16 protein-coding genes are annotated in these 16,065 nt (G+C 63.8%); 8 read left to right on the top strand and 8 right to left on the bottom strand.

The genetic code is table 11. The features are described 5' to 3' along the window. Position 1: 1 nt before the first annotated feature. The 3 genes from IC608_RS15310 to IC608_RS15300 form a co-directional block, all read right to left on the bottom strand. The gene (locus tag IC608_RS15310) at positions 2-790 is read right to left on the bottom strand and encodes an ABC transporter permease (protein WP_191777317.1); all 789 of its coding nucleotides are present in this window, start codon (positions 788-790) and stop codon (positions 2-4) included. Continuing rightward, a complete protein-coding gene (locus IC608_RS15305) occupies positions 790-1,614 on the bottom strand; it encodes an ABC transporter permease (protein WP_191777315.1) in 825 nt (274 codons plus the stop codon). The genes IC608_RS15310 and IC608_RS15305 overlap by 1 nt, the downstream gene beginning before the upstream one ends. 66 nt (positions 1,615-1,680) lie before the next feature. Further along, positions 1,681-2,721, bottom strand: coding sequence for an ABC transporter substrate-binding protein (locus IC608_RS15300; protein WP_191777313.1), 1,041 nt, complete (start codon positions 2,719-2,721; stop codon positions 1,681-1,683). A 201-nt stretch (positions 2,722-2,922) separates the two neighbouring features. On the opposite strand from IC608_RS15300, the gene IC608_RS15295 reads away from it, so the two are divergent. Together IC608_RS15295 and IC608_RS15290 are read left to right on the top strand one after the other, a co-directional pair. Then, complete coding sequence (locus tag IC608_RS15295; RefSeq protein WP_191777311.1) at positions 2,923-4,764, top strand: adenine deaminase; 1,842 nt, start codon at positions 2,923-2,925, stop codon at positions 4,762-4,764. A gap of 81 nt (positions 4,765-4,845) precedes the next feature. Beyond that, entirely contained in the window at positions 4,846-5,364 is a 519-nt protein-coding gene (locus tag IC608_RS15290; RefSeq protein ID WP_191777309.1) for a YidB family protein, read from the top strand. Positions 5,365-5,764: 400 nt separating this feature from the next. Here IC608_RS15290 and IC608_RS15285 read toward each other — a convergent pair whose 3' ends face one another. Then, entirely contained in the window at positions 5,765-6,085 is a 321-nt protein-coding gene (locus tag IC608_RS15285; RefSeq protein WP_191777307.1) for a hypothetical protein, read from the bottom strand. 81 nt (positions 6,086-6,166) lie between these two features. Here IC608_RS15285 and IC608_RS15280 point away from each other — a divergent pair, with 81 nt between their 5' ends. The 6 genes from IC608_RS15280 (at position 6,167) to IC608_RS15255 (ending at position 12,057) form a co-directional block, all read left to right on the top strand. Continuing rightward, positions 6,167-7,063 (top strand): helix-turn-helix domain-containing protein, encoded by an 897-nt coding sequence (locus IC608_RS15280; protein WP_191777305.1) that lies wholly within the window; start codon positions 6,167-6,169, stop codon positions 7,061-7,063. Between the two features lie 45 nt (positions 7,064-7,108). Beyond that, a complete protein-coding gene (locus tag IC608_RS15275) occupies positions 7,109-7,957 on the top strand; it encodes a dihydroorotate dehydrogenase electron transfer subunit (protein ID WP_191777303.1) in 849 nt (282 codons plus the stop codon). After that, on the top strand, positions 7,951-8,892 hold the full coding sequence (locus tag IC608_RS15270) for a dihydroorotate dehydrogenase (RefSeq protein WP_191777301.1): 942 nt from the start codon (positions 7,951-7,953) through the stop codon (positions 8,890-8,892). Before IC608_RS15275 ends, IC608_RS15270 begins: the two co-directional genes overlap by 7 nt. Further along, complete coding sequence (locus tag IC608_RS15265; protein ID WP_191777291.1) at positions 8,889-10,178, top strand: hydantoinase/carbamoylase family amidase; 1,290 nt, start codon at positions 8,889-8,891, stop codon at positions 10,176-10,178. Before IC608_RS15270 ends, IC608_RS15265 begins: the two co-directional genes overlap by 4 nt. A gap of 22 nt (positions 10,179-10,200) precedes the next feature. After that, entirely contained in the window at positions 10,201-11,241 is a 1,041-nt protein-coding gene (gene pyrC, locus IC608_RS15260; RefSeq protein WP_191777289.1) for a dihydroorotase, read from the top strand. 105 nt (positions 11,242-11,346) lie between these two features. Then, positions 11,347-12,057: an orotate phosphoribosyltransferase gene (locus tag IC608_RS15255; protein WP_191777287.1), complete on the top strand. Its 711-nt coding sequence runs from the start codon at positions 11,347-11,349 to the stop codon at positions 12,055-12,057. A gap of 69 nt (positions 12,058-12,126) precedes the next feature. Here IC608_RS15255 and IC608_RS15250 read toward each other — a convergent pair whose 3' ends face one another. From IC608_RS15250 to IC608_RS15235, 4 genes are all read right to left on the bottom strand, one after another. Next, positions 12,127-13,410, bottom strand: a complete 1,284-nt coding sequence (locus tag IC608_RS15250) for a TRAP transporter large permease (RefSeq protein WP_191777285.1) — start codon at positions 13,408-13,410, stop codon at positions 12,127-12,129. Further along, the gene (locus IC608_RS15245) at positions 13,410-13,934 is read right to left on the bottom strand and encodes a TRAP transporter small permease (RefSeq protein ID WP_191777283.1); all 525 of its coding nucleotides are present in this window, start codon (positions 13,932-13,934) and stop codon (positions 13,410-13,412) included. Before IC608_RS15245 ends, IC608_RS15250 begins: the two co-directional genes overlap by 1 nt. 98 nt (positions 13,935-14,032) lie before the next feature. After that, positions 14,033-15,049 (bottom strand): TRAP transporter substrate-binding protein, encoded by a 1,017-nt coding sequence (locus IC608_RS15240; RefSeq protein ID WP_191777281.1) that lies wholly within the window; start codon positions 15,047-15,049, stop codon positions 14,033-14,035. A gap of 185 nt (positions 15,050-15,234) precedes the next feature. Beyond that, on the bottom strand, positions 15,235-15,867 hold the full coding sequence (locus IC608_RS15235; protein ID WP_191777279.1) for a DUF4286 family protein: 633 nt from the start codon (positions 15,865-15,867) through the stop codon (positions 15,235-15,237). Between the last annotated feature and the right edge of the window lie 198 nt (positions 15,868-16,065).

The raw sequence follows: 16,065 nt of genomic DNA, 5'->3' as shown, positions 1-16,065 counted from the left end.
TCTATTTGGCAAGGAAGGTAAGGCCCAGCGTGCGCTCGACGATGGCCATCACGGCAACCGTGAGCACCATGAGCAGCACCGACACCGAGGCCACGGTGGGATCGAAGAACTGCTCCATATGCGCGAGCAGCTGGATGGGCAGGGTTGAAAGCCCCGGTCCGGTGAGGAAGATCGAGATGGAAACATCGTTGATCGAGGTGATGAACGCCAGGATGAACGCTGCGATCACCCCAGACCGGACATTGGGCAACAGGATCGTGAAGAACGTCTTGAGCGGTGGCGACCCCAGGCTGATGGCCGCTTCTTCGACCGAAAAATCGAAGGAGGCGAGCGAGGCCGAAATGACGCGGATCACATAGGGCAGGATGAGGATGGTGTGTCCGACGACCAGAGACAAAAAGATCGGCGCGTTGAACTGGTAGGCGACGTTCTTGAGCAGGGAAAAGCCCAGCACCAGCTCGGGTACCAGCACCGGCAGCACGAACAGCGTCGAGAGCCAGCCGGGCAATTGAATCCGATAGCGGTTGAGTGCGTAGGACGCCGGAATGCCGATCAGCAGTGCCACAAAGGTGGCGAGAACCGCCACCTGCAGGCTGGTGAGAATGGTGCGGCGGAAGGCGTCGATGGCGAAGATGTTCTCGAACCAGCGCAGCGACAGGCCATGCGGCGGAAAAGTGAGATAGCTGGTGTCGCTCACTGCGGCGCCGACCACGATGATCAGCGGGCCCACAAGAAAGATGAAGACGAGGACGGTGAAGCCGATCAGGGCCGGATGGAGCTTGGTGGGCATCAGACGGCCATAGGGTTGAGGCGGCGGGCGACGCGGGTCATGGCCAGCACGATGGCGATGGTGATCACCACCATGACGGCGGCGATGGTGGAGGCGCTGACCCAGTCGAAGGTGACCATGGCCTGCTGATACATCAGCGTTCCCATCATCATCACCTGTTCACCGCCGAGCAGTTGCGGCGTGGCATAGGAGGTGAAGCTGCCGGTGAAGACGAGAACCGCGCCGACAATGAGGCCGGGTACGGCAAGCGGGAGAACGACCTGGGTGAAGGTGGCGCTCGGTCTCGCGCCGAGGGACGCCGAAGCCTGAATCAGGTCGTCGGGGATCGCTTCGAGCACGCCCACCAGCGTCAGGATCATCAACGGCACGAAGAGATAGACCATGGCCACGATCACGGAGCCGGGCGTATAGAGCATTTGCAGCGGTTCGGCGATCAGGCCGAGCTGTGTCAGTGTGCTGTTGAGAATGCCATTCTTGCCAAGGATGATGAGCCAGGCGAAGGACCGCACGACCACGCCGGTCAGCAGCGGAAACACAGCGGCAATGATCAGGATGGACTTGAGCCAACCCGGGGCGCGCGACACCACATAGGCGGTGATGAAGCCAATCACCAACGCTATGGCCGTGACGGCCAGCGAGATGGTGATGGTGCGCATCAGCACGGTACGGCGGAAGCTGCTGGCGAAGAATGTCTGGTAGGTATCGAACGGACCGCCGGGGGTCCCGAAGGTGGCATAGATGGTCGCGGCCACCGGGGCGACGAGGCCGAGCAGGATCAGCAGGGTCGCGGGGGAAGCCAGGGTCCAGCCGGCAAAGCGTTTCATGGGCGCCTGGGCTTTCTTTCAGTCAAGGAAAGCCGCGCGAAGGATGACCTCCGCGCGGCACGGCGATTACATGCCGAAGATTTCGTTCCAGCGATCGACCCAGGCGGTCTTGGCGGCATTGAGCTTGGCATAGTCGAGGCGCTGCAGGCCGGCAATGACATCGGCGCCATAGGTCCACAGGGAAGCCTGTTCGGGCGTCAATTCCACCGAGGTATTGACCGGAGCATCCACGCCCTCTTCGGCCAGCTTCTGCTGCATCTCGGGGGAGAGCAGGAAGTTGATGAACTGGTAGGCCAGTTCAGGTTCCGCGGCACCCTTGGGAATGTTGACCGTGTTGAGCGTCGCGATCGAGCCTTCCTTGAGGTCGGCCCACTTGACAGTGGGCACAGCCGCCTGGATCTGGGCCAGGGTGAAGTCCTGCGCAATGGCAGCGCTGACTTCGCCGGTGGAGAACAGATTGATCATCTCCGAGCCGGTGTTGTAGTTCTTCACGACGTTGGGACGCAGCTCTTCGAGAGCGGCGAACGCAGCATCAGGATCGGCATAGGCATCGACGCCCGCGTGTTCGCCGGCCTTCAGCACGACCATCGGTCCGGCCGTGGTGGTGATGCCCGGCAAGGACAGCGACGAGGCCAGGTCTTCGCGCCACAGGTCGTTCCAGGAGGTGATGGGAGTCGTCACCTTGCTTTCATCATAGACGATGCCGACGCGGCCGATCGTGTAGGCCGGGCCGTAGCCCCCCTGCGGGTCCTGGGCGAGGTCGTAGATGCCTTCGATGTTCGGCACCTTGGAGCGATCGAACTTCTGGAACAGGCCCAGCTCGATCCCCTGCTGCGAGTAGCTGTCCGAGAAATAGGCCACGTCGACGCCGCCGCCATTGCGGATCTGCAGCTTGTTCAGGCGCTCGCCGTTATTGCCGGTCTCGAACACGATCTCGCAGCCGCATTGTTCGCGGAACGGAGCGAGCAGGATCGATTCCAGCTTCTCACCATTGAAGCCCCACCAGGAAATGGTCAGGGTCTTGCCCTGGGCCATGGCTGGCGACGCGCTTGCCATGAGCCCGGCGGCGATGGCCAGTGCCGCGCCGCGCAGTACAGTTTTTTGCATGCCGAATTTCCTCCACGATGCGGGCACTCGACACCGGTGGGTGGAATGCCTTCGCGCCAAGCCTATTTTTTCGCCGCTTGCCGGGCAAGGTGAAACGTTAGGCGTGAGGATGCCACCTTCGGTTATCCGCAGATAGTATTGCACCGGAGGGGTAAAGCCTCGTAGTTCCCGCACCGTCCACCTGCTGTTTCCGGAGCCGCCATGATCGATGCTCAGTCCGAAGTCCGCCTCCGCCAGCACCTGACATTGGTCGCCATGGGTAAGGCCGCTGCCGACACCGCGCTGCGGGTCGGGCATCTGCTGGATGTCGCGACGCGGACCTGGCTCGACGATCAGGAGATCATCATCAAGGGCGACCGGATCGCCTATGTCGGTCCGGCCGGAAGCTATCCCGGAACGGTCGCAAGGCGCGAGCATCGCCCAGATCTGTGGGCAGTGCCGGGCCTGGGCGAAGTTCACAAGCACATTGAAAGCTCGCACCTGACGCCGGAGTGGGAGGCGGCCCTGGTGCTGCCGCGCGGCAATACCTGGACCTGCGAGGCCAGCCACGAATTTTCCAACGTGAACGGCGCCCGCACGGTCGACTTCTGGATGACGGCCCGCCAGAACGGTTCGCCGCTCAAGATATTTCCGCTGCCCGGCTCGGCTGTTCCGCCCACCGCCTATGAGCACGGGGGCGGCTGGCTGGGCCATGATGAACAGAAGCGCTTCATGGGTGACAGCCTCATGGTGGCGGGCCTCGACGAGGTCATGGACTGGCCGGCGGTCTGGGACGCCGGCAATGGGTCGCATCAGCGCCTGTGGGGCATGATCGAGGCGACCTTTGCGGCACGCGGCGTCGTTGAAGGCCATGCGGCCGGCATACGCGACCTGCCAACGATCAACGCTTTCGCCGCCGCCGGCATGGCTTCCGATCACGAGGCTTGGACCGCCGAAGAATTTTGGGACAAGCTGCGCCACGGGCTGTTCATGGAGCTGCGCGTCCACTCCATGCCGGACGTGCTCAAGGGTCTGCTGGAGCGCGGGCTGGACGACTGGTCGCAGATCGCCTTTGCCACCGACGATCGCAGCGCCAGCGAAACGCTGCAGAAGGGAGCGACCGACCACAATGTGCGCACCGCCATCGAGGCGGGGCTCAAGCCTGAAATCGCCATTCAGTGCGTGACCATCAATCCCGCGCGGCACATGCGGCTGACGCCGTGGGTCGGGTCGATTGCACCGGGCCGGTTCGCCGATGTGGTGCTGCTCTCCGATCTCGAGGCCTTCCGAATCGCCGAAGTCTGGGCCGATGGGCGGCAGGTTTCGGACGGCACGCGCTATATCGGGCCGGTGCCCGCCATCGCATGGCCCAAATGGGCCACCGATACCGTGCATGTTGGCGGCTCTCTCGCGGCCGAAGATTTTGCCATCCCCGCCGCACCCGGGCGCGAAACCATGACCGCAGCCGTCCTGCGGCCGTTCCATTGGGCCGACGATTTCCTGACCTACGAACTGCCGGTGCGGGACGGTCAGGTGCAGCGCGACACGAGCCGGAACATCACCAAATTCGCCATTGTCGACCGATTCTCGAACCGCAAAGCGGTGTCGCGGATGTTCTGGGTCGGCACCGGTCCCGGCACGCCCGATTGTGCGGTCGCCTGCTCGCTGGGCCATGACAAGCACAACATCTGGTGCGTGGGGTCGTCCGACGAGGCCATGGCCATTGCGGTCAATGCTTTGGGCGAGATCGGTGGTGGATGGGCGCTGGTTCAGGACAAGAAGGTGGTGGCCACGGTCCACTATGAGGTGGCCGGCCTCATGTCCTGCCGGTCGGCCGAGGACCTCGATGCCGATATGCAGGCGCTCTATGCCAGGGCGGCCGAGATCGAGTGGATGTATGAGCCGACCTTTTCGCCGCGCTGGTCGCCGGGATTCCCCGAGCGGCTGGCCTTCGCGACGCTCACCTGCTCACCCTGGCGCTGGGTGCTGGTCGCCCCCAGCCCGCTGGCACCGGAGGGTCTTGTTAACGTCCAGACCGGCCAGACGCATCCCGTCGTCTGGTAGTCTGCCCGGTCGCAGGCTGGTCAGTCGGAACCAATCGGGCGAGCCTCGCTTACGTTCTCCAACGCAAGAGGAGACGACGAAATGGCACGTGGATTGAATATGGGCTCGGCGGGCATAGCCCTGCTCGGACTTTTGGCGGTCAAGGGCTTTCAGCACCGGGACGAGATCGGCAAGATGCTCGGCGATCTCTCTGCCCCGAACGGCGCGGGCGGCAGCTCGTCAGGGCTGGGTGGCCTCCTCGGAGGCTTGGGGGACATGTTTGGCGGATCGCCAGCGGCGTCAAATGCCGGTGGCGGGTTCAACGGCAATGTGCTGAGCGAAGGCCTTGGTGGCCTCGTTGATCGCTTCAAGCAGAGTGGCCAGGGCGAGGCGGCGCAGTCCTGGGTTGAGTCCGGGCCCAACCGCACAGTGGACGCGTCACAGCTCGAGACGGCACTGGGCGAGGATGTCATCGAGCACCTCCAGGAACAGACCGGCCTATCGCGGACCGAACTGCTGCAACGTCTCAGCACGAACCTGCCCCAGACGGTTGATCAACTGACTCCGGAGGGCAGGGTGCCCACGGCAGAGGAAACAGGGGGCTGGGCAGTTCGCTCATAGAGCAGGTGGGCGGCAGACCGGGCTTCAGCCTCATCTGCCGCCTTAGCAACACGCCAATGGTCCGTCCAACACGGTGAGCGGCGCGACGATCTGCCCAGAGAAATGGCTGCACGTGCCGTCTGGTCGGGCGCGACCAAAATCGTGGAGATCGTTTGCTGGTGAAGATGCACACGGCCGCCACGACTTGCTCCGCATTCCATCAGCGGTTCGTCTCTGGTGATCGAGGCGAACGGCGCAGATACCGCCGATCTTCCCGCCGTCGCATCGCTTTCCGTGGCGTGATGATCGGCTGGTGGGGCGCGCCATAACTGCACTTGTCCGCAATGGGGCAAGGTGGAAGGAGGCACCGTCACTATCGGCGCCTACCCCTGTCGTAAGCGCCATGGATTTGCAGTCGCAACTATTGCGACCGGGCGTCCAGCAAGTCGTAAGTGGCGATGTCGTTCGCGAAGTCCATCTTTTCGGTCACGTTGCCAGCGGCAACGGCGATGGCTTTGTGCAGTATGCGCTTGAACTGCGTGATGGCTTCGGCAGCGTCATCTACGGAAAGCGGTTCTCCTTCGAAACGTGCTGCAAAACGTGCTGCTACGCCGCCTAGAAGAGCAAGCAGGGCGGCATCGGCTGAGTTCTCCCGAGCGAGCACGTAGGCTTTTCGCTGGAACTCGGTATACGTGCGGATGCCTCCGTTCTGCTGTTCCAGCCATTCACTAAGATCGTTCACCGAAGTCTCCCCTGGTCAGGCGCACTGGACGCCGGAAACCGGCGTGTATATCAAAAGTGAGACGACGGGGAAAGGGAGAGTATGTCGGCCCAATTCGAGGAAATCGGTCGGCGCCTGCGGGCTCATCGCATCGGCAGGAACTTGAGCGCGGATGATATCGCCGCGCATCTGGGCATTTCCCGCGCCGCCGTTTACCGGCTGGAAAAGGGCGAAATCGTCAAGATCCAGATTCTGGAGTCGATTTCCCGGTTTCTCGATGTTTCCCTGCCCTCCCTGCTGGGGGTGGGGGTGGAGTACTACAGCAACGCCCTTTCGTTTTTCGAGCGCATGCGCCAGCTTGAAGAGCGCTCGCACCACCTGCTGGGCAATTTTTCTCCCGTTTCGTCCTTGCTCTTGTCCGAAGACTACCTGCGCTACCTGCGGCTCATGCTCGTGGAGGCGATTTCGGAAACCGAACAGGATCGCGGCACGGCCTTGGCGTCGATCGACACGGTGCTCGAACTCCTGACAGAGCGTCGCAGCAGTGCCATAAAGCGCCGTGTTCCCGTTGTCTCGATCGTCGGCAGCCAGGACATCGAACGCTTTCTCCTGCTCGGCATGGTCGGTCGCCTCGACTTGCCGCCCGCGGTGCAAGCGGAACGCCGCGCCGCCGCTCGGGCTGAAATCGAGCGCCTGTGCGAGACTATGCAGCGCCAGCCCATCGGCACCCAGATCGGCATTGTCGACGGGCAACCGCCCAGCCAGACCTTCCAGATTTACGAGCGTGACAGGGAATCCGCGGTGACGCTGTCGCCCTATCGCCTCGGCGATCAGCCCAACATCTCCTCCGGCATCGCCATCGTCACCACGGCCCCGGAAGCCGTTCGGCACTTCAAGGAAACGCTGGACTCTCAATGGTCGCGCGCCAAGAAAGGCGCCGAGGGCGCCGACGTGCTCCGCGCCATCCTGCAGCGAACCGCTGCGGCGTCGGGCCGATAACCACGGGCGTTGACATCGGCATTGGTCAGAGTCATTGTCTCAAAAATGAGACAAGCCGACACGCTTGGCGTTGCGCCGCCCGCCGACCCATTTTCCGCCCAGGTTGCTGACACCGTCGCCCGGGTCATCGTGAACGACTGGGTCAACGCCGAATACAAACTCATCGAGCTCGACGCTCCCGGAGTCGCAGCTGACGCCGCGGCGGGCCAGTTCTTCAACATCGAGTGCCCGGCCACCGGCGAGGACAAGCCGTTTTTCCGGCGACCGATGAGCACCTACGCCGCAGACCCCTCCGCGGGCCGCGTCCAGTTCCTCTATAAGGTAGCGGGCGCTGGCACGCGGGGACTGGCCACGCTCATCCCCGGGCAGACGACGCGCATCCTGGGGCCGCTCGGCATGGGGTTCAGTCTCCCTGAAACCGCGAAATCCATCGTGGTGCTTGGCCGCGGCGTCGGCCTTGCCACCCTGGCGCCGCTGGCAGAACTGGCGCAGCAACGCGGCGTGGCGGTGACGGCCTTGATCAGCGCGCGTGCGTCCGAACAGGTGCTGTCCGTCGAGCGCTTCCGCGCGGCCGGGGCCGAGGTGGAAACCGTGCTCGACAGCGACGGCACCAGCGATCTCGGCAATGTGGAAGCCATTCTCCGCCACCTTCACGCGCAAGGACGGGCAGACGGCTTCTACACCTGCGGTTCGAACCGGCTGATGCTGCTGATGCAGCGGCTCTCGGCCGAGCTCGGCATCTTCGGCGAAGTCGCCATGGAGCAGCAAATGGCCTGCGGCCTGGGCATGTGCTATTGCTGCGTTCGCAACTTCACCATCGATGGCGAGACGGTGTCCAAGCGGGTCTGCTGGGACGGCCCGGTCTTTCCCTTGGCGGAGGCGACCTCATGGTAGATCTCCGCGTCGATCTCGGACGGGGCCTTTGCCTTGCCAATCCGGTCATGCCGGCCTCGGGGACCTTCGCCGAGGGCCTGGCAAAGGTCATCGACCTCAATGGGCTGGGCGCCCTCGTGACCAAGACCATTACGGCCGAGTTGCGCGGCGGCAATCCCACGCCCCGCGTCGCCGAAGTGAGCAACGGCATGCTCAACTCCATTGGCATTCCCTCCAAGGGCATCGACCATTTCCTGGACGAGACGCTGCCCTTCTATCGCGGTTTCACGGCCCCCTTGATCGTCTCCATCTCGGCGCCCACGGTGGATGATTTCGCCCGTGCCGCCGCGCGCCTCAATGTGCCTGGCATTGCGGCCATCGAAGCCAACATCTCCTGTCCCAACATCGAGGAGGACGGCAAGGCCTTCGCCATGCGGCCCGGAACGACCGAGCAGGCCGTTGCGGCCATGCGCAAGGTCACCCACCTGCCGCTTTGGGCCAAGCTGACCCCCAATACCGGGGACATCGCCGCGGTGGCGCGGGCCGCCGAGGCGGCAGGAGCCGATGCCGTGGTCGTCGCCAACACCATCCTCGCGATGACGATCGACATCGAGACCATGCGTCCCACGCTGGGGAACATCATGGGCGGGCTCTCGGGCCCGGCCGTCAAGCCCATCACCTTGCGCATGACCTATCAGTGCGCCCGCGCCGTGGACATCCCGGTCATCGGGTGTGGCGGCATCGCGACGGCGAGCGACGCGGCGGAGTATCTGCTGGCGGGCGCCCGCGCCGTGCAGGTCGGCACCGCCACCTTCACCCGCCCCGGCGCCATGAACGAGGTCATCGCCGGCCTCATGGAATACTGCCGCCGCAAGGGCTTCAACAGCGTCGCCGAAGTGAATGGCGCGCTCAACGCCGATCTCCTGACCCACGACGTGATGGAGGCGGCCCAATGAATGCCGCGAGCGAAACCGCGATCGACTGGACGGCCTTCCCCAGCGAGCATGACCTGACCGACGCCATGTTTGCGGAACTGACGCGGCTGACGGGTGACGGTGTCGGCATCACGCGGGAGTGCTATTCGCCCAAGGAAGATGCCGCCCTCGGTGTCTTTTCGGCTGTCGCCGAGGCGCACGGCTTCCTGATCGACGTCGACCCGGTCGGCAACCTCGTGGTTCGCGCTCCGGAAGACGACGGCTCCGGCCCGGCCCACTATATCGGCTCGCATGCCGACTCCGTCCCCCAGGGCGGCAATTACGACGGCGCCGCGGGTATCGTGGCCGGCCTCCTCTGCATGATCCGTCTCCGCGGCTCCGGCCGGGTGCTGACGACCCCCGTGCGCGTGATCATGCTGCGCGGCGAGGAAAGCGCCTTCTATGGGCGCGCCAATATCGGCTCGCGCGCCCTCTTCGGCATGATCGATGGCAAGGACCTTGCCGCCCGGTCCCGCGGCGCAGGACCGACCCTTGCCCAGGCGATGGCGGCCACAGGCATCGACATCGCCCCCATCGAGGCCGGTCAAAAGCTCTTCGATGTCGAAAAGGCCGCAAGCTATCTCGAGCTGCACATCGAGCAGGGCCCGGTCATGGTCGACCGCGCCCTGCCAGCCGCCGTCGTCTCCGGCATCCGCGGCAATCTGCGCCACCGTCGCGTCGTCTGCCGGGGTGAAGCGGGCCATTCGGGCACCATTCCGCGCTGGTTGCGCAAGGATGCCGTGTTCGCCTTCGCCGATCTGATCGGGCGCCTCGAGGAACACTGGCGCGTGTTGCTTGAGCGCGGGCTGGACCTCGTCGTCACCACCGGCATCGTCGGCACCGACCCTGCCGAACACGCGCTTAGCCGCATCCCCGGAGAAGTGATGTTCTCCTTTGAAGTGCGCAGCCAGAGCCACGACACGCTCGAAGGCTTCTACGAACTCTTTCGCTCCGAATGCCGGGCCGTCGGCCAGCAGCGCGGCGTTAGCTTCGAGTTCGACGACCGGGTCTATACCGAGCCCGCGCGCATGGACGAAAAGGTCATCGCCCTGCTCTCGAAGGCGGCCGAGGATGTCGGGCTCAATCCGCAGACCCTGCCCTCAGGGGCCGGGCACGACGCCGCGGTGTTCGCCAACGCGGGTATCCCTTCGGGCATGATCTTCGTGCGCAATACCAACGGCTCGCACAATCCGCATGAGGCCATGGACACCGACGACCTCATCAAAGGCACCGATGTGCTCTATAAGGCCGTGACCGCCCACAACTGAACCAAGGTGTTTCGAGGCCGCCATGCGAACCATCACCCTCCGCAAGCCCGTCGACCTCCACGTGCATTTCCGCGACGGCGCGATCCTGTCCTCCGTCGTGCCACACACGGCGCGCCAGTTTGCCCGCGCCATCGTCATGCCCAATCTCGTTCCGCCGGTGACCACTGCGCGGATGGCATCGGACTATCGGGACCGGGTGCGCGCCGCCATCCCGCCTGGCGTCGACTTCGTGCCGATGATGACCTGCTATCTGACCGACGATACGGACGCGGACGATCTCATTGCCGGGCATCGCGACGGCATCTTTGCCGCCGCCAAGCTTTATCCTGCGCACGCCACCACCAATTCGGCGCACGGCGTCACCGCAATCGAACGCCTCGATCCGGTCTTCGCCGCCATGGCCGAGGCCGGCATGCCGTTGCTCACCCATGGTGAACTGGTGCACCCGGAGGTCGATATCTTCGACCGCGAGGCCCGGTTCATCGACGACATCCTGGCGCCGTTGATCGCCCGCCACCCGACGCTCAAGGTGGTGATGGAGCATATCACGACCGCTGAGGGGGCCCAATTCGTGGCCAGCGGCGGCGAGCGCCTCGCCGCCACCATCACGCCGCAGCACCTGCTCTACGATCGCAACGTGTTGTTCGAAGGCGGCATCCGCCCGCATCATTATTGCCTGCCCATTCTCAAGCGCCGCGCCCACCAGTTGGCGCTGCGCAAGGCCGCCACCAGCGGCTCGCCGCACTACTTCCTGGGCACCGACACCGCGCCGCACCTGCGCCACCTCAAGGAAGCGGCCTGTGGATGCGCCGGGGTTTTTTCGGCCCCGGTCGCCGTCGAAGCCTATCTCAAGGTCTTTGCCGAGGAAGATGCACTCGACAGGTTCGAGGCCTTCGCGTCCCTCAACGGGCCGGCCTTCTACGGCTTTGCTCCGTCTGAAACGCGGGTTACCTACGAGGAACGGCCCTGGACTGCGCCGACCAGCGTTTCAGTGGAAGATCGCGAGATTGTCCCGCTCTTTGCCGGCGAGCGAGTTGACTGGGCTTTGAGCCCGGGGTTATAGCGAACCGGTTGCACTCGACATCTACCGCACCCAGCGGCGCTGGACCTCCGTCTGGCGGCCGCGATTTCGCGCGACCGCATGACAGAACGATGAAGGATTCTCCCGATGAGAACGCTACACCTCAGCGACGACAAGAAGACGATCGCCCGCCAGACCGCCCGGATGATGCTCGAGATCAACGCGATCCATTTCAACGCCGAGCATCCTTTCGTCTTTACTTCCGGCTGGGCCAGCCCGGTCTATGTCGATTGCCGCAAGCTGATCTCTTACCCGCGCCTGCGCTCGGCGCTGATGGACCTGGCCGCCCATACCATCGCCACCGAAATCGGCTATGAATCGCTGGACGTGGTGACGGGCGGCGAAACCGCGGGCATTCCCTTCGCGGCCTGGATTTCCGACAAGCTGATGCTGCCCATGCAGTATGTGCGCAAGAAGGCCAAGGGCTTCGGTCGCAACGCGCAGATCGAGGGCGAGGTGGTCGCCGGTGCCCGCACGCTCCTGGTCGAGGATCTGGCGACCGACGGCCGTTCCAAGGTCATGTTCGCCGAGGCGCTGCGCAAGGCGGGCGCCAAGGTCGACCACTGCTTCGTGGTGTTCTTCTACGACATCTTCCCCAAGAGCAACGAGCTGATGAAGGAGCTCGGTGTCGAGCTGCACTACCTTGCCACGTGGTGGGACATTCTCGATGCGGCCAAGGAGGCCGGCCACTTCGACAAGAAGACGCTCGACGAGGTGGAAAGCTTCCTCAATGATCCGGCCACCTGGTCGGCGGCCCATGGCGGCATTTCCGAATTTGCCCCCGCTGTCGCCAACTGATCGATCCCGCTGGACAACAAAAAGGGCCGCCCCGAGGGGCGGCCCTTTTTGTTGGCGGAGCCAGTAGCGTCAGGGCGCCAGGAGCCGGGGCAGAACCATCGAGATGTCGGGCAGGTAGGTAATGACCAAGAGCGCCAGGAGGTTGATGGTGATGAAGGGCATGATGCCGGAAATGATCTTGGTGATCGGCTCGCCCAGCGTCGAGGAGGCAACGAAGATGTCCAGCCCGAACGGCGGCGTGATCATGCCGATACAGGTGTTGAGGCAGACGATGATGCCAAAGTGGATGGGATCGATGCCGAAGCTGACCGCCACCGGATAAAGCGCGGGTACCAGGATCAACATGGTGGAATTGGGGTCGATGAACATGCCGGCCACGAGGAACAGCAGGTTGACGATCAGCAGGAACGCCACCCAGTTGGCGTCGACTGCGCCCAGAAAATCGATCACCATGGCCGGCAGTTGCGCCAGCGTGATGAAATGCGCGACGATCGATCCCATCGCCAAAAGCGCGAAGATCGTACCCGTGGTGATGGCCGCGCCCGTGGCAACCCTGAACACATCGGTAAGTGTCATGTGCCGGTAGACGAACATTTCCACCAGGAGAGCATAGACGACACTGACCGCGGCCGCTTCTGTAGGGGTGAAGAGGCCAGAATAGATACCGCCAAGCATGACCACCGGCAGGCCCAGGGCCCAAATACCCCGCCGCATGACCTGCAGCCGCTCGCTCCAAGGGAGGCGCGGATCGCCCTTGATGTCGTTACGATAGGCGTAGAACAGCACGTAGCCGGCAAAGACGGCTGAGAGAAACAACCCCACCACCAGACCGGCGGCAAAGAGCGCGGCGACCGACGTGCCGGTCAGCCACGCATAGATGATGAGCGTGATTGACGGCGGGATCAGCAGCGCCACCTCTGCCGAGGATACGATCAAGCCGAGGGAAAACTTTTCGGAGTAGCCCTGGCGCTTCAGTTCCGGATAGACGATGCCGCCCAGTGCCGCCACCGTGGCCGGAGCGGAGCCCGAGACCGATCCGAAGGCCGCCGCCGTAGCGACGGTGGTAAGACCCGTACCGCCCCGGCGATGGCCGAGAAAAGCGCCGACCATCTGCGTCAGATAGCGGGCGATGGACCCCTTTGACATGATTTCGGCGGCAAAGATGAAGAACGGGATCGCCAGGAGCGTCGAATGGTTGATGCCCCCCACGATGCGCTGCCCGTAGATCAGGTCCGGCATCGTGGAAAAGAAGAATTCCTTGGTGAGGATCCCCGGCAGGCCAAGGACGATCAGCATCTCGAAGCCGAGAAACAGCAGCGCCATGGCGCCGATGAGGATGGCAATGATCAGCATCAGTGCGCTGCTCCCATGTTGGATCGGCGGTCGTTCAGTCCGAAGAGGCTGAGGGCATAGCGCAGCGCAAGCAGCAGGAAGCCGACGGGGAGCGCATAGTAGAGGATGGCGGCGGGGATGCGCAGGGTCGGGCTGAACTGGCCGGTGCGCGCCACGCTCTGCGCCATGTCGATGCCGAACCAGGCGATGAACAGCGACAGCGCGAGGCCGGTCAGGTCGATGAGGCGGCCAACCCACAGCTGCGTTGTCGGACTCATCCGCTCGAGAAAGCTCGTCATCGCAATCTGCCGGCCTTCCGCCAGAGCCAGACCGAGCGACAGGAAGACCATCCACACCATGATGTAGCGGGCGCCCTCATCCACCCAGGCAACGTTGCGCGCCATTGTCGGGATCAGTTCGCGGACCAGGACGCCCATGACCGTGAGACCGACCATGATCAGCATCAGCAGCGCTAGCGCGACCCGCTCCACCGACGCCAGAAGACCAAGCGCCCGGTGCAGCGCCCCCGTTGGTTGACTGGTCATCGACCTCTCCCCATTCTCATGAAACGAACAGGCGCCAGGAAGACCCGGCGCCCGGAATTGCCATGATGACGCGGCGCTGCCGCCGCGCCAAGCGGTTCTTACTGGCCGACCACGGTGGCGTATTCGGCCTCATAGGCGTCGACGATTTTCTGTCCGGCATCGCCGGCATTGGCAAGGTAGGCATCGCGGGCCGGACCATACATGGCCTCGCGGAAGGCCGCGCGCTGCTCGTCGTTCAGCTCATGAATGGTGATGTCGCTGGCCCGGATCGCTTCCAGGGCCGTCTTCTGGGCGGCTTCCTTGAGCTCTTCCACCTGCGGGCGCACTTCGTTGAAGGCGTCGACGATCACCGTCTGGTACTCGGCCGGCAGGCTGTCCCACCAGGCTTGGTTGAACATGACGATGTCTTCATTGGCGCCATGCTCGGAGATCAGCAGATAGTCCTGCACTTCCTGGTACTTCATGGTCGCAATGGTATCGAGCGCGTTTTCCTGGCCGTCCACCACGCCCGTCTGCAGGGCAGTGTAGAGTTCGCCGAACGGGAGCGCCACGGCGGAGGCGCCTACAGCGTTGAACTGCTCGATGAGCACCTGACTGTCCATCACGCGGAAGGTCTGGCCAGCAAAATCCTCAAGCGCCTCGATGTCCTTGTTGGACGTCATCGACTTGCGGCCGTTCGGCCAGATGGCTATGGCCTTGAGCCCCAGCGGCGCGAAGCTGTCGAGCACGGCCTGACCGAACGGGCCGGTGCGCAGAGCATCGGCCTTCGCGCGGTCGGCGGGGTAGAGGAAGGGCACGTCGAGGATGGAGACAGCGGGATTGAAGCCCGCAAGGAAGGCGGCCGGCGAGACGGTGCCTTCCATCAGGCCCAGCTGGGTGCCTTCGTTCATTTCACGGGCCTGGCCGAGCTGGCCGGCCGGGAAGATTTCAAACTTGACGTCGCCGTTGGTGCGCTCCGAGACGAGCTCCGAGACCATCAGCAGACCCTTGTGGCGGGGCTGCTGGTCGGATTCCAGATGGCCGATGCGGGCAGTAAACTGCTGGGCGGCAGCTGGCAGACCACCAGCGATAACGGCGCACACGGCGACGGCGGCAAGCAAGACACGACGGTTCATGGCGTTCCCTTTCAGACGTTCCTGGGAAAGAGAAGACGCTTGCCCCGCGGTTTCTGTCAAGACGGCTTTCTCAAAAAATAGACAAACCGCACAGTCTGGCGAGAAAATTGGCACAATGGACAAATGCGCGGCGCGGAATTCCCACCCTGTGGGCAAACAGGCTCCGCGCTCCTGAGGCAGAAAAATTAGGGGAACGTCAGTTCCTTGGTGAACGCTGCCATGGCATCGGGCGCAACGTCGGCAAGCGCGGCGGCCAACTTGTCCATGGTCTGAGCGTCCGGGCGGCGGACAAGCGAGATCAGCATCATGCCGGCCGGCTCGCCCACCGTTCGTCCCTGTCGCTCCGCCGTCTCTAGAGACGAAACCTCGGCATCGGCCCGACCGATATGGCATCCTGCCACGCCGCCAATCCCCATGATCTGCTGCGCCACCGCGTCCGCATCCAGCCCGTCAAACGCCTCCAGCCGGACGACGACCATGTGGGCCGCGGGCAGGCTGCCGAGGCTCCGCTCAAAGACGCCAGCACACCGGGAGTTCTGCCGAAACCCGGCCATGATCCGGCGCGTCCATGGCGTGGGATCGTTCAGCCGGCTCAGATAGGGCGCCGACCGCGCCACGCTCGGGTTTTCCAGGGTGTACAAGGTGAAATACCCACCGCCCGGCTCGCGCGCCCGCCATCGCTCTCCTCGAATAAATCCCGGTATCGCCAAGCGCTCCGGCATGTGCTCCTGCCTGTGCCAGGCATCGAAATCGGCCTCGGTCCCCGGCTGGACCGCATTCCAGATCGCCACGAACCCCAGACCATTCAACTGACCCATCGCGCCCTTCCGACTCACACAAAGCCACGCCGTTGCAGTGTCTCAATGTTTAGACACACACGGACTTTGTGCCCCACCACTACAGTAGTTTTCGGTCCTTGGCCTTGATGATGTAATCCGGCAGCCGCCATCGGCCAGCGCGATCCTGCGTAGCGCCACGCACCGATAAGTTAATCGCATCACTGCCGACAGTCATTT

The sequence above is a fragment of the Devosia oryzisoli genome, from assembly GCF_014837245.1.
Taxonomy (GTDB): Bacteria; Pseudomonadota; Alphaproteobacteria; order Rhizobiales; family Devosiaceae; genus Devosia; species Devosia oryzisoli.
Note: the sequence above shows the minus strand (reverse complement) of the source record. Positions and strands in the feature narration are given on the sequence as shown.

Excerpts from the sequence above, each read along its gene's own strand:
- IC608_RS15265 (WP_191777291.1), top strand. The coding sequence starts at position 8,889 with ATGAATGCCGCGAGCGAAACCGCGATCGACTGGACGGCCTTCCCCAGC.
- IC608_RS15310 (WP_191777317.1), bottom strand. The coding sequence starts at position 790 with ATGCCCACCAAGCTCCATCCGGCCCTGATCGGCTTCACCGTCCTCGTC.
- IC608_RS15270 (WP_191777301.1), top strand. The coding sequence starts at position 7,951 with ATGGTAGATCTCCGCGTCGATCTCGGACGGGGCCTTTGCCTTGCCAAT.
- pyrC (WP_191777289.1), top strand. The coding sequence starts at position 10,201 with ATGCGAACCATCACCCTCCGCAAGCCCGTCGACCTCCACGTGCATTTC.
- IC608_RS15300 (WP_191777313.1), bottom strand. The coding sequence starts at position 2,721 with ATGCAAAAAACTGTACTGCGCGGCGCGGCACTGGCCATCGCCGCCGGG.
- IC608_RS15275 (WP_191777303.1), top strand. The coding sequence starts at position 7,109 with ATGAGACAAGCCGACACGCTTGGCGTTGCGCCGCCCGCCGACCCATTT.
- IC608_RS15250 (WP_191777285.1), bottom strand. The coding sequence starts at position 13,410 with ATGCTGATCATTGCCATCCTCATCGGCGCCATGGCGCTGCTGTTTCTC.
- IC608_RS15235 (WP_191777279.1), bottom strand. The coding sequence starts at position 15,867 with ATGGGTCAGTTGAATGGTCTGGGGTTCGTGGCGATCTGGAATGCGGTC.
- IC608_RS15305 (WP_191777315.1), bottom strand. The coding sequence starts at position 1,614 with ATGAAACGCTTTGCCGGCTGGACCCTGGCTTCCCCCGCGACCCTGCTG.
- IC608_RS15290 (WP_191777309.1), top strand. The coding sequence starts at position 4,846 with ATGGCACGTGGATTGAATATGGGCTCGGCGGGCATAGCCCTGCTCGGA.
- IC608_RS15245 (WP_191777283.1), bottom strand. The coding sequence starts at position 13,934 with ATGACCAGTCAACCAACGGGGGCGCTGCACCGGGCGCTTGGTCTTCTG.
- IC608_RS15255 (WP_191777287.1), top strand. The coding sequence starts at position 11,347 with ATGAGAACGCTACACCTCAGCGACGACAAGAAGACGATCGCCCGCCAG.
- IC608_RS15280 (WP_191777305.1), top strand. The coding sequence starts at position 6,167 with ATGTCGGCCCAATTCGAGGAAATCGGTCGGCGCCTGCGGGCTCATCGC.
- IC608_RS15240 (WP_191777281.1), bottom strand. The coding sequence starts at position 15,049 with ATGAACCGTCGTGTCTTGCTTGCCGCCGTCGCCGTGTGCGCCGTTATC.
- IC608_RS15295 (WP_191777311.1), top strand. The coding sequence starts at position 2,923 with ATGATCGATGCTCAGTCCGAAGTCCGCCTCCGCCAGCACCTGACATTG.